Consider the following 11,820-nt stretch of genomic DNA (forward strand, 5'->3'; position numbering starts at 1 on the left):
ACCTGGTCCGACCCACCCCGCCCCGCCTGATCCACAGCCTCGATCTCATCCATCCACAGATCTTCTCGCACACCCGTCCGCCCACGCACAGCCTGTGGATAACTCTCGACGACCCCAGGGAGCCTGTGGACAGCCGGAGCCCGCCGTACCCCATTGCGTTAACATGACGAGAAATCGTCCGGCACCGACCGGACGGAAACGTCCGGTACCCCGAGCGGACTGGAACGGAAGGCCGTCGTCTAGTGAACGCAAGCCACCCCCCAGGGCCCGGACTGCCGGACCCGAGCGAGCGCCCCGCCCGCCTCACCGTGGGCGTCGTCGGCGCGGGCCGTGTGGGCCCCGCACTCGCCGCGTCCCTGCAGCTCGCCGGGCACCGCCCCGTCGCCGTCTCCGGCGTCTCCGACGCCTCCGTGCGGCGGGCGGGCGAGATGCTCCCCGACGTCCCGATCGTCACCCCCGCCGAAGTCCTCGCGCGGGCCGACCTCGTGCTGCTCACCGTCCCGGACGACGCCCTGCCGAGCCTGATCGAGGGCCTGGTGGAGACCGGCGCGGTCCGCCCGGGCCAGCTGCTCGTGCACACCTCCGGGCGGTACGGATCAAAGGTCCTCGACCCCGCGCTGCGCGCCGGCGGTCTGCCACTCGCCCTGCACCCCGCCATGACCTTCACCGGCACCGCGATCGACGTCCAGCGCCTGGCCGGCTGTTCCTTCGGCGTCACCGCGCCCGAGGAGCTGCGCCTGGCCGCCGAGGCGCTCGTCATCGAGATGGGCGGCGAGCCCGAGTGGATCGAGGAAGCGGCCCGCCCGCTCTACCACGCGGCCCTCGCCCTCGGCGCGAACCACCTGGTCACGCTGGTCGCCGAGTCCATGGAGCTGCTCCGCCAGGCCGGCGTCACGGCCCCGGACCGGATGCTCGGCCCGCTGCTCGGCGCCGCGCTCGACAATGCGCTGCGCTCCGGCGACGCGGCCCTCACGGGCCCGGTGGCGCGCGGCGACGCGGGCACCGTCGCTGCCCATGTGTCCGAGCTGCGCAAGCACGCCCCGCAGACCGTCGCCGGCTATCTCGCGATGGCCCGCGCGACCGCCGACCGCGCACTCGCGCACGGCCTGCTCAAGCCGGAACTGGCGGAGGATCTGCTCGGCGTGCTCGCCAACGGCGCCGACGGGGGAGAGCGATGACGGACCTCAACGGCGACGGCGGGGGGCAGCGATGACCGACCTCCTGCGCACCGCCGAAGACCTGCGCAAGCTGACGTACGACGGTCAGCGCGCCATCGTCATGACCATGGGCGCCCTGCACGAGGGCCACGCCTCCCTGATCCGCCGCGCCCGCGAACTCGCCGGGCCCGAGGGCCAGGTCCTGGTCACCGTCTTCGTCAACCCGCTGCAGTTCGGCGCCGGCGAGGACCTCGACCGCTACCCGCGCACCCTCGACGCCGACCTCGTGATCGCCGAACGGGCGGGTGCGGACGCGGTGTTCGCGCCGTACACCGACGAGGTCTACCCCGGCGGAGAGCCCCAGGTCCGCCTCTCGGCCGGCCCCATGGGCGAGCGCCTCGAAGGCGCCACCCGCCCCGGTCACTTCGACGGCATGCTCACCGTCGTCGCCAAGCTCCTCCACCTCACGGCGCCCGACATCGCGCTCTACGGCCAGAAGGACGCCCAGCAACTCGCCCTGATCAAGCGCATGGTGAAGGACCTGAACTTCCCCGTCGAGATCATCGGCGTACCCACCGTACGAGAGGCGGACGGTCTCGCCCTCTCCTCCCGTAACCGCTATCTCTCCGACGCCGAACGCCGCACCGCGCTCGCCCTGTCCGCCGCGCTCTTCGCGGGCCGCGACCGCCTCACCGCACAGGCCGCCCTGCACGCCCGCGCCCAGGCGGCGCCCGCCTCGAAGGCCCGCGCCAAGGCGCTCGGCGCACTGGGCGAGGCCCGCGCCGCCGCCGACGCGCACGCCGTCGCGCAGGCCCACACCGGCGGCCCGGCCGCGGTCCGCGCGGCCGCGCGCTGTGTGCTCGACGACGCGGCCAGGGCCCAACCGCCGCTCCTCCTGGACTACTTGGCCCTGGTCGACCCGTCCGACTTCACCGAGATCACCGACGGTTTCACCGGCGAGGCGATCCTCGCGGTCGCCGCGAAAGTCGGCACGACCCGTCTGATCGACAACATTCCGCTCACCTTCGGAGCCGCCGTATGAGCAGCCGGACCACCTCGAAAACGGGCACGGGCATACGCCTGCACGCCCCCGCCCCCGGCTGGTCCATCGACGCCGACGTGGTCGTGGTCGGCTCGGGCGTCGCGGGTCTGACCGCCGCCCTGCGCTGCGCTGCCGCCGATCTGCGCACGGTCGTCGTCACCAAGGCCCGCCTCGACGACGGCTCCACACGCTGGGCCCAGGGCGGTGTCGCCGCCGCGCTCGGCGACGGCGACACCCCCGAGCAGCACCTCGACGACACCCTGGTCGCGGGCGCGGGCCTGTGCGACGAGGACGCGGTCCGGATCCTGGTCACCGAAGGACCGGACGCGGTACGGAGGTTGATCGGCTCCGGCGCCCAGTTCGACACCGACCCGTCCAGCGGCGAGATCGAGCTCACCCGCGAGGGCGGCCACCACCGCCGCCGTATCGCCCATGCGGGAGGCGACGCGACCGGCGCCGAGATCTCCCGGGCGCTCAACGAGGCGGTACACGAAGCAGGCATCCGTACGATCGAGAACGCCCTGGTCCTCGACCTCCTGACCGACGCCGAAGGCCGTACGGCCGGGGTCTCGCTGCACGTCATGGGCGAGGGCCAGCACGACGGCGTCGGCGCGGTGCACGCCCGGGCCGTGGTGCTCGCGACCGGCGGCATGGGCCAGGTCTTCTCCGCGACCACCAACCCCTCGGTCTCCACCGGCGACGGTGTCGCGCTCGCCCTGCGCGCGGGCGCGGAGATCAGCGACGTGGAGTTCGTGCAGTTCCACCCGACCGTCCTCTTCCTCGGCTCGGACGCGGAGGGCCAGCAGCCCCTGGTCTCCGAGGCCGTACGAGGAGAGGGCGCCCATCTCGTCGACGCCGACGGGGTCCGCTTCATGGTCGGACAGCACGAGCTCGCCGAACTCGCCCCGCGCGACATCGTCGCCAAGGGCATCACGCGCCGGATGCAGGAGCAGGGCGCCGAGCACATGTACCTGGACGCACGGCACTTCGGCGCCGAGATGTGGGAGCACCGCTTCCCGACCATCCTCGCCGCCTGCCGCGCCCACGGCATCGACCCGGTCACCGAGCCCATCCCGGTCGCGCCCGCCGCGCACTACGCCTCGGGCGGTGTCCGTACCGACAGCCGCGGCCGTACGACGGTCCCCGGCCTGTACGCCTGCGGCGAGGTCGCCTGCACCGGCGTGCACGGCGCCAACCGCCTGGCCTCCAACTCCCTTCTGGAGGGCCTGGTCTACGCCGAGCGCATCGCCGACGACATCACGGCCGAACTGCCCGCGGCCGGCGCCCCCGTCCCCGTACCGCACCCGGAAGTCCCGCAGTACCCGCTGCTGCCGGCCGAGGCGCGGCTCGCGATCCAGCGGATCATGACCGAGGGCGCGGGCGTCCTGCGCAGCGCCGAGTCGCTCGCCGAGGCCGCCGACCGGATCGAGGCGATCCACGCCGAGGCCCGCGGCGCGCTCGCCGAGCACGGCAAGACGGCCGAACCCGGCACCGACACCTGGGAGTCCACCAACCTCCTGTGCGTCGCCCGGGTCCTGGTCACCGCCGCCCGGCTGCGCGCGGAGACCCGCGGCTGCCACTGGCGCGAGGACCACGCCGACCGCGACGACGAGCAGTGGCGCAAGCACATCGTCGTGACCCTCAATCCGGACCGCACCCTCGCCGTGCACACCACCGACACCGCATACTTCCCTCCGACCCGAGCCCAGGAGCAGCAGTGAGCACCGACCTTCCCCTTGCCCAGTCGGACGAAGGCTGCGGCGACGGCTGCGCCTGTGGTGACGAGACGGCCCTGGAGTGCGGCCTCGACCCCGCGCTGGCCGAGCTGCTCGCCGAGGCGGGCCTCGACCCCGTCCTCGTAGAAGACATCGCGCACATGGCGCTCTCCGAGGACCTCGACGGCGGCGTGGACGTCACGTCCGTCGCCACGATCCCCGAGGACGCCGTCGCCACCGCCGACTTCACCGCCCGCGAGGCCGGCGTCGTGGCGGGTCTGCGCGTCGCCGAGGCCGTTCTGTCGATCGTCTGCGAGGAGGCCTTCGAGGTCGAGCGGCACGTCGAGGACGGCGCCCGCGTCGAGGCGGGACAGAAGCTCCTGAGCGTCACGACCCGCACCCGCGACCTGCTCACGGGCGAGCGCAGCGCGCTCAACCTGCTGTGCCGCCTCTCCGGCATCGCGACCGCGACCCGCGCCTGGGCGGACGCCCTCGAGGGTACGAAGGCCAAGGTCCGCGACACCCGCAAGACCACCCCGGGCCTGCGCGCCCTGGAGAAGTACGCGGTCCGCTGCGGCGGCGGCGTCAACCACCGCATGTCCCTGTCGGACGCGGCCCTGGTCAAGGACAACCACGTGGTCGCGGCGGGCGGCGTCGCGCAGGCCTTCAAGGCCGTACGGACGCAGTTCCCGGACGTGCCCGTGGAGGTCGAGGTCGACACCCTGCACCAGCTGCGCGAAGTCCTCGACGCCGGCGCCGACTTGATCCTCCTGGACAACTTCACGCCCTCCGAGACCGCCGAGGCCGTCGCCCTCACCCAGGGCCGCGCGCTGCTCGAATCCTCCGGCCGTCTCACCCTCGCCACGGCCCGCGCGTACGCGGAGACCGGCGTCGACTACCTCGCGGTCGGCGGCCTCACGCACTCCTCGCCGATCCTCGACATCGGCCTCGACCTGCGCGAAGCCTCGGAAGACGAGGCGACTCTCTGATGCTGCTGACCATCGACGTAGGCAATACGCACACGGTCCTCGGCCTCTTCGACGGCGAGGAGATCGTCGAGCACTGGCGCATCTCCACCGACGCCCGCCGCACCGCCGACGAACTCGCCGTACTCCTCAACGGGTTGATGGGCATGCACCCGCTGCTCGGCGAGGAGCTCGGCGACGGCATCGACGGCATCGCGATCTGCTCCACGGTCCCGTCCGTCCTGCACGAGCTGCGCGAGGTCACCCGCCGCCACTACGGCGACGTACCGGCCGTCCTGGTCGAGCCGGGCGTGAAGACGGGCGTCCCGATCCTCTTCGACAACCCGAAGGAGGTCGGCGCCGACCGCATCATCAACGCGGTCGCGGCCAACGAGCTGTACGGCGGCCCGGCGATCGTCGTCGACTTCGGCACCGCCACCACCTTCGACGCGGTGAGCGCACGCGGCGAGTACGTCGGCGGCGTCATCGCCCCCGGCATCGAGATCTCCGTCGAGGCGCTCGGCGTGAAGGCCGCCCAGCTCCGCAAGATCGAGCTCAACCGCCCGCGCAACGTCATCGGCAAGAACACCGTCGAGGCCATGCAGTCCGGCATCCTCTACGGCTTCGCGGGCCAGGTCGACGGCCTGGTCCACCGGATGGCCAAGGAACTCTCCGAGGACCCGGACGACGTCACGGTCATCGCCACCGGCGGCCTCGCCCCGCTGGTGCTCGCCGACTCCGCGGTGATCGACGAGCACGAGCCCTGGCTCACCCTGATCGGCCTGCGCCTCGTCTACGAGCGGAACGTGTCGCGCAGCTGACGGCGCCGGGGGCTCACGCGCCCGACGACACCGGTGGGCGCGCACGGAACAGCAACGCGCCCACCAAAGAACCCATAAACCTTTTTTGTCGGATTAGTGCGTATCGTCGGCCCATGCCCACGCCATACGGATCCCGCGGCGGCATGGCGTTCAGCGCAGACGAGCTGCGTGTGCTCCGAGGCGCCCTCGCCATCGCCCTGAAGACAGACCACGCCGGCACCTCCGAGGCGCAGGACTGCCTGCGTCTCGCGGAGAGCCTCGACGAAGCGGTACGCGAGTCGGAGCGGCTGCGCGCCTTCCTCCTTGCCGATCTGGGCCGGTACCGCCAGGCGCTCCCCGGCTCCACCACCGGCTACCTCGAACTCCTCGCGGACGCGCTGGCCGCCGGCTACCGCCCCGTCCCCGACGACCTCGCCGCGCTGCGCGCCCTGCGCGGCAACCCGGCCGCGGCCGCGCTGCTTGATCGCTGCCGCACGCTCGCGGAGGCCTCCGTACGCGCCAAGCTCTCCGGCCGTACGGTCCCGGTCTCCCGCACCCATCTGCTCGCGCTGCCCGGCGGGCGCGCGGCCGACGAGCCCGCGAGCCGGCCGAACCGTCCGCAGCCGGAGCGCCCCGCGCCCCCGCGCCCGGTGCCCACCCCGGCCGAGGTGTTCCCGCCCAAGCGCCGTCCGGCACCCGATCCCTCACCGCAGAAGCGCGCGGCGGGCTGACAAACCGGGCCCCCGGCCGCCACTCCTCATCACCCTGGCTACGCTGGGGGGCATGGACTACGTCTCCGCGCTCCTGCCCCCCGTAGTGATGGCCGTCTTCTTCGGTGCTGTCATCAGGACGATCGTGAAGACCCAGGGCGGCGACAAGAAGGCCAAGGAGGACGCCGCCGTGGACGCGGCCCTCGCCCGCGCCGAGGCCGCCCGCCAGACGGCTTCGCCCGTGCCCGGGGCCCCGAAGGCCTGACCCGCCGCACCCCTTTCGCGTACGGCTTCGCGTACGGCTCGGAAATACTTGTCGAGCCGTACGCCCTTTTTGTGCCCGATGGGCAGGCCATAACGGTTATCTCCCACTATTGTGCTGATGTGCCTCGCCCCCTGGGAGAACTCGAAGACGCGGTGATGACGCGGGTGTGGAAGTGGAACCGCCCGGTGACCGTTCGAGAGGTTCTGGAAGATCTTCAGCAGGAACGGTCCATCGCGTACACAACCGTGATGACCGTTTTGGACAATCTCCATCAGAAGGGCTGGGTCCGCAGAGAAGCGGAAGGCCGCGCCTATCGATATGAGGCGGTCTCCACACGGGCCGCCTACGCGGCGGCTCTGATGAACGAAGCCTGGTCCCGAAGCGACAACCCCGCGGCCGCACTCGTCGCCTTCTTCGGCATGATGTCGCCGGAGCAGCGCGAGGCGCTCAGCGATGCGGTGCGCATGGTGGCGGGACCGGACAACCCCCCGTCCGATGAAGGCGGTCAAGGGCGATAGCGTCCGGACATGTCCGCTGCACTTCCCGAACGGCAGGAGCCGGCGAAAGCCGTCACGATCCGCCGTGCCCGTACCGCCGATGTCCCCGCAGTGCGTGAGCTCCTCGACTCCTACGTACGCCGCGGCATCCTCCTCGACAAAGCGACGGTGACGCTTTATGAGGACATCCAGGAGTTCTGGGTGGCAGAACGTGATGACAACGCGAAGGTCGTCGGCTGCGGCGCCCTGCATGTGATGTGGGAAGACCTCGCGGAAGTCCGCACCCTCGCCGTGAACGGTGAGGTCAAGGGCGCGGGAGTAGGGCATCAACTCCTCGCGAAGTTGCTGCAGACCGCGCGCTGGCTCGGAGTGCGCCGGGTTTTCTGTCTCACCTTCGAAGTCGACTTCTTCGCGAACCACGGTTTCGTGGAGATCGGCGAGACTCCGGTCGACGGTGATGTGTACAGCGAGCTGCTCCAGTCCGCGGACGAAGGCGTCGCGGAGTTCCTCGGTCTCGAACGAGTGAAACCGAACACCTTGGGCAACAGCCGGATGCTTCTGCACCTGTGATCAACGGCCCGAGGTTTTTCGGGCGTGGTAACTGAGCAGTGTTCCCACGGCCGCACTTGAAGCGGTTGCTATGTCCGAAACGCGCATGTTTCTAGGGCTCTTGAGCCCTCGCGTTCTCCCGGGGGTTTGTGTTTTCCCGGCAAAAGCGGTTTGCTTTCCGGCGTACTCCAAATGCAGTTATCGATGAAAGGAAATCCGGTGGCACAGAAGGTTCAGGTCCTTCTTGTCGACGACCTCGACGGCGGCGAGGCCGACGAGACCGTGACGTTCGCGCTGGACGGCAAGACGTACGAGATCGACCTCACCACCGCCAACGCGGACAAGCTCCGCGACGCCCTCGCACCGTTCGTGCAGGGCGGCCGTCGCACCGGTGGCCGGGCCTCGGGTGCGCGCGGCAAGGCGCGCACCGCGACGGGCGGCGGCGAGGACACCGCCGCGATCCGCGCGTGGGCGAAGGAGAACGGGCACGACGTCAAGCCGCGCGGCCGCGTTCCCCAGGAGATCCGCGAGGCCTACCAGAAGGCCAACGGCTGAGTCGCACTCAGCAGCCGGGCCCGGTGGCACTGAGTCGCCGCCGCGTCCACGAGACGTACGAGATCGGGGCCCGCGTCCGCGCTGCCCCCGAGGGTGGTGAGGGCCGGCAGTGTCGGCTCCACCTCGCATCCCGGCTCGGGGGGCCGCAGCCATACGGCGGCTCCCCGCGGGCCCGGAAGTCCGGGCGGCAGCGGTGCGTCGATCGCTCCGCCCGCGCCCACGGCCCGCAGATCGCGGGCGAGTGCTCCCCACTCGAGCCAGTCGAGCAGTCCGGGCAGCTCCTCCGCGCTGCCCGCGGCGACCAGGAACCGCAGGGTGTCCCCCTGCAGTGCCACCGGACCTGTGCCCCGCGCTCCCAGTCGCCCGCACACCGCGTGGCCTGCCTCGGCCGGCAGCTCCAGTACGTCGAACCGCAGCCCCGTGCGCAGCCGCACCTGCGCCCCGGGCTCGACGGCCCAGCCCAGCTCCTCCTCGTACCACCGCTGAATGCGGCTGCCCATGAGAGGGCGGCGGGGGAGCGGAACCCGCGGGGAGGTGACGGTGGGGACCATGCCAGGAGCAACTCCCGGGAACCATCCGGGGTTACGCAGCGTTCAAAGTCGTGTACGGAAGGTTCCCTCGGCGGGGTCGTCAAGGCCCCTGCGGGGGCGCAAGGGTGTTCGCCCGTAGCGGAGGGAACCGGGGTGCGCCGCATGGAGTGTCAGTGCCTGCGGGTAAGACATTCCTAGTGAGGAGGGGCGACACGCACCGCAGGTCCGTATCCCGTTCGCCATCGGCGTACCGGTGAAAGGGGTAACTGCCTGGCCTGCGGGAACATCGTCTCGCACCATCGGGTTGGAGCAGTTGTCGGCTCTCGGGGCAGAAAAGCCCCCGAGGTTCTGGGCCGGGTGTCGGCAGTTGGAATGAGCGGTCCCCGCTTGCGGGACTAAGCTGCGGAAGGACAGGGAGGGGACCGACCCCTAACTGCCTGACCGCTCTGAGGAGCGATTAACGATGTTCGAGAGGTTCACCGACCGCGCGCGGCGGGTTGTCGTCCTGGCTCAGGAAGAAGCCCGGATGCTCAACCACAACTACATCGGCACCGAGCACATCCTCCTGGGCCTGATCCACGAGGGTGAGGGTGTCGCCGCTAAGGCCCTGGAGAGCCTCGGGATTTCGCTCGAGGCGGTCCGCCAGCAGGTGGAGGAGATCATCGGGCAGGGGCAGCAGGCCCCGTCCGGGCACATCCCCTTCACCCCCCGTGCCAAGAAGGTCCTGGAGCTCTCGCTCCGCGAGGCCCTTCAGCTGGGCCACAACTACATCGGCACGGAGCACATCCTGCTCGGCCTGATCCGTGAGGGCGAGGGCGTCGCCGCCCAGGTCCTGGTCAAGCTGGGTGCAGACCTCAACCGGGTGCGGCAGCAGGTCATCCAGCTGCTCTCCGGTTACCAGGGCAAGGAGACCGCCACCGCCGGCGGCCCCGCCGAGGGCACGCCCTCGACGTCCCTCGTCCTGGACCAGTTCGGCCGCAACCTCACGCAGGCCGCGCGCGAATCCAAGCTCGACCCGGTCATCGGGCGCGAGAAGGAGATCGAGCGCGTCATGCAGGTCCTGTCGCGCCGTACCAAGAACAACCCGGTCCTGATCGGTGAGCCCGGCGTCGGCAAGACCGCCGTCGTCGAGGGCCTCGCCCAGGCCATCGTCAAGGGCGAGGTGCCCGAGACCCTCAAGGACAAGCACCTCTACACCCTCGACCTCGGTGCGCTCGTCGCCGGTTCCCGCTACCGCGGTGACTTCGAGGAGCGCCTGAAGAAGGTCCTCAAGGAGATCCGCACCCGCGGCGACATCATCCTGTTCATCGACGAGCTCCACACCCTCGTGGGTGCGGGTGCCGCCGAGGGCGCGATCGACGCCGCCAGCATCCTCAAGCCGATGCTGGCCCGTGGTGAGCTCCAGACGATCGGTGCCACGACGCTCGACGAGTACCGCAAGTACCTGGAGAAGGACGCGGCCCTCGAGCGCCGCTTCCAGCCGATCCAGGTCGCGGAGCCGTCGCTGCCGCACACGATCGAGATCCTCAAGGGTCTGCGCGACCGGTACGAGGCCCACCACCGTGTGTCCATCACGGACGAGGCGCTCGTGCAGGCCGCGACCCTGGCCGACCGGTACATCTCGGACCGCTTCCTGCCGGACAAGGCGATCGACCTGATCGACGAGGCCGGCTCCCGGATGCGTATCCGCCGGATGACCGCGCCGCCGGACCTCCGCGAGTTCGACGAGAAGATCGCGGGCGTGCGCCGCGACAAGGAGTCGGCCATCGACTCCCAGGACTTCGAGAAGGCAGCGTCTCTCCGTGACAAGGAGAAGCAGCTGCTCGCCGCGAAGGCCAAGCGCGAGAAGGAGTGGAAGGCCGGCGACATGGACGTCGTCGCCGAGGTCGACGGCGAGCTGATCGCCGAGGTCCTCGCGACCGCCACCGGCATCCCGGTCTTCAAGCTGACCGAGGAGGAGTCCTCGCGTCTGCTGCGCATGGAGGACGAGCTGCACAAGCGCGTCATCGGCCAGACCGATGCCGTCAAGGCGCTCTCCAAGGCGATCCGGCGTACGCGTGCGGGCCTCAAGGACCCGAAGCGCCCTGGTGGCTCGTTCATCTTCGCGGGCCCGTCCGGTGTCGGTAAGACGGAGCTCTCGAAGGCTCTCGCCGAGTTCCTCTTCGGCGACGAGGACGCGATGATCTCCCTCGACATGTCGGAGTTCAGCGAGAAGCACACCGTCTCGCGGCTCTTCGGTTCGCCTCCCGGCTATGTCGGATACGAAGAGGGCGGCCAGCTGACCGAGAAGGTCCGCCGCAAGCCGTTCTCCGTCGTGCTCTTCGACGAGGTCGAGAAGGCCCACCCGGACATCTTCAACTCGCTTCTGCAGATCCTGGAGGACGGTCGTCTGACCGACTCCCAGGGCCGCGTCGTGGACTTCAAGAACACGGTCATCATCATGACGACCAACCTTGGAACCCGTGACATCTCCAAGGGCTTCAACCTTGGCTTCGCGGCGCAGGGCGACACGAAGACGAACTACGAGCGCATGAAGAACAAGGTCTCGGACGAGCTCAAGCAGCACTTCCGGCCCGAGTTCCTCAACCGTGTCGACGACGTCGTCGTCTTCCCGCAGCTCACGCAGGCCGACATCCTCAAGATCGTCGACCTGATGATCGACAAGGTGGACGAGCGCCTGAAGGACCGGGACATGGGCATCGAGCTCTCCCAGTCCGCCAAGGAGCTGCTCTCCAAGAAGGGTTACGACCCGGTTCTGGGAGCGCGTCCGCTGCGTCGCACGATCCAGCGCGAGGTCGAGGACAGCCTGTCGGAGAAGATCCTCTTCGGCGAGCTGCGCCCCGGTCACATCGTGGTCGTGGACACCGAGGGCGAGGGTGACGCCGCGACGTTCACCTTCCGTGGCGAGGAGAAGTCGGCTCTGCCGGACGTCCCGCCGATCGAGTCGGCTGCGGGTGGGTCGGGTCCGAACCTGACGAAGGACGCGTAAGCGGCCTGAGTGCGTGTACGAGGGGCGGCCCCCGGAACTTCGGTTC

12 protein-coding genes are annotated in these 11,820 nt (G+C 70.3%); 11 read left to right on the forward strand and 1 reads right to left on the reverse strand.

Going from position 1 to position 11,820, the window contains the following annotated elements; all coding sequences use genetic code 11:
* Positions 1 to 242 precede the first annotated feature (242 nt).
* The 10 genes from G6045_RS34420 (at position 243) to G6045_RS34465 (ending at position 8,255) form a co-directional block, all read left to right on the forward strand.
* Positions 243 to 1,178 carry a Rossmann-like and DUF2520 domain-containing protein gene (locus G6045_RS34420; RefSeq protein ID WP_328708003.1) on the forward strand — a complete coding sequence of 312 codons (936 nt, stop codon included), beginning with the start codon at positions 243 to 245 and terminating at the stop codon, positions 1,176 to 1,178.
* A gap of 31 nt (positions 1,179 to 1,209) precedes the next feature.
* Positions 1,210 to 2,199 carry a pantoate--beta-alanine ligase gene (panC, locus tag G6045_RS34425; protein WP_165336131.1) on the forward strand — a complete coding sequence of 330 codons (990 nt, stop codon included), beginning with the start codon at positions 1,210 to 1,212 and terminating at the stop codon, positions 2,197 to 2,199.
* Positions 2,196 to 3,920 (forward strand): L-aspartate oxidase, encoded by a 1,725-nt coding sequence (locus tag G6045_RS34430; RefSeq protein ID WP_165336132.1) that lies wholly within the window; start codon positions 2,196 to 2,198, stop codon positions 3,918 to 3,920. The genes panC and G6045_RS34430 overlap by 4 nt, the downstream gene beginning before the upstream one ends.
* Positions 3,917 to 4,903: a carboxylating nicotinate-nucleotide diphosphorylase gene (gene nadC, locus G6045_RS34435; RefSeq protein WP_165336133.1), complete on the forward strand. Its 987-nt coding sequence runs from the start codon at positions 3,917 to 3,919 to the stop codon at positions 4,901 to 4,903. Before G6045_RS34430 ends, nadC begins: the two co-directional genes overlap by 4 nt.
* Complete coding sequence (locus G6045_RS34440) at positions 4,903 to 5,700, forward strand: type III pantothenate kinase (protein ID WP_165336134.1); 798 nt, start codon at positions 4,903 to 4,905, stop codon at positions 5,698 to 5,700. The genes nadC and G6045_RS34440 overlap by 1 nt, the downstream gene beginning before the upstream one ends.
* 143 nt (positions 5,701 to 5,843) lie before the next feature.
* On the forward strand, positions 5,844 to 6,410 hold the full coding sequence (locus G6045_RS34445) for a hypothetical protein (RefSeq protein ID WP_206344568.1): 567 nt from the start codon (positions 5,844 to 5,846) through the stop codon (positions 6,408 to 6,410).
* Between the two features lie 52 nt (positions 6,411 to 6,462).
* On the forward strand, positions 6,463 to 6,654 hold the full coding sequence (locus G6045_RS34450) for a hypothetical protein (protein WP_165336136.1): 192 nt from the start codon (positions 6,463 to 6,465) through the stop codon (positions 6,652 to 6,654).
* A 119-nt stretch (positions 6,655 to 6,773) separates the two neighbouring features.
* On the forward strand, positions 6,774 to 7,172 hold the full coding sequence (locus G6045_RS34455; RefSeq protein ID WP_328708004.1) for a BlaI/MecI/CopY family transcriptional regulator: 399 nt from the start codon (positions 6,774 to 6,776) through the stop codon (positions 7,170 to 7,172).
* Positions 7,173 to 7,181: 9 nt separating this feature from the next.
* Positions 7,182 to 7,721 (forward strand): amino-acid N-acetyltransferase, encoded by a 540-nt coding sequence (locus G6045_RS34460; RefSeq protein ID WP_165336137.1) that lies wholly within the window; start codon positions 7,182 to 7,184, stop codon positions 7,719 to 7,721.
* 198 nt (positions 7,722 to 7,919) lie between these two features.
* Entirely contained in the window at positions 7,920 to 8,255 is a 336-nt protein-coding gene (locus tag G6045_RS34465) for a histone-like nucleoid-structuring protein Lsr2 (RefSeq protein ID WP_165336138.1), read from the forward strand.
* On the opposite strand, the gene G6045_RS34470 is transcribed toward G6045_RS34465, so the two are convergent.
* Positions 8,234 to 8,806, reverse strand: coding sequence for an SCO3374 family protein (locus G6045_RS34470; protein ID WP_165336139.1), 573 nt, complete (start codon positions 8,804 to 8,806; stop codon positions 8,234 to 8,236). The two genes, G6045_RS34465 and G6045_RS34470, sit on opposite strands and share 22 nt — an antisense overlap.
* A gap of 442 nt (positions 8,807 to 9,248) precedes the next feature.
* On the opposite strand from G6045_RS34470, the gene G6045_RS34480 reads away from it, so the two are divergent.
* Positions 9,249 to 11,774, forward strand: coding sequence for an ATP-dependent Clp protease ATP-binding subunit (locus tag G6045_RS34480; RefSeq protein ID WP_165336140.1), 2,526 nt, complete (start codon positions 9,249 to 9,251; stop codon positions 11,772 to 11,774).
* The last annotated feature ends 46 nt before the right edge of the window (positions 11,775 to 11,820 follow it).

Origin of the sequence: Streptomyces mesophilus, from assembly GCF_011044995.1 — a bacterium.
GTDB classification, from domain to species: Bacteria; Actinomycetota; Actinomycetes; order Streptomycetales; family Streptomycetaceae; genus Streptomyces; species Streptomyces mesophilus.

What these genes read in the sequence shown, in the direction of transcription:
- G6045_RS34430 (WP_165336132.1), top strand. Translation starts at nt 2,196, where the DNA reads ATGAGCAGCCGGACCACCTCGAAAACGGGCACGGGCATACGCCTGCAC.
- G6045_RS34440 (WP_165336134.1), top strand. Translation starts at nt 4,903, where the DNA reads ATGCTGCTGACCATCGACGTAGGCAATACGCACACGGTCCTCGGCCTC.
- G6045_RS34450 (WP_165336136.1), top strand. Translation starts at nt 6,463, where the DNA reads ATGGACTACGTCTCCGCGCTCCTGCCCCCCGTAGTGATGGCCGTCTTC.
- G6045_RS34460 (WP_165336137.1), top strand. Translation starts at nt 7,182, where the DNA reads ATGTCCGCTGCACTTCCCGAACGGCAGGAGCCGGCGAAAGCCGTCACG.
- G6045_RS34470 (WP_165336139.1), bottom strand. Translation starts at nt 8,806, where the DNA reads ATGGTCCCCACCGTCACCTCCCCGCGGGTTCCGCTCCCCCGCCGCCCT.
- G6045_RS34480 (WP_165336140.1), top strand. Translation starts at nt 9,249, where the DNA reads ATGTTCGAGAGGTTCACCGACCGCGCGCGGCGGGTTGTCGTCCTGGCT.
- G6045_RS34445 (WP_206344568.1), top strand. Translation starts at nt 5,844, where the DNA reads ATGGCGTTCAGCGCAGACGAGCTGCGTGTGCTCCGAGGCGCCCTCGCC.
- panC (WP_165336131.1), top strand. Translation starts at nt 1,210, where the DNA reads ATGACCGACCTCCTGCGCACCGCCGAAGACCTGCGCAAGCTGACGTAC.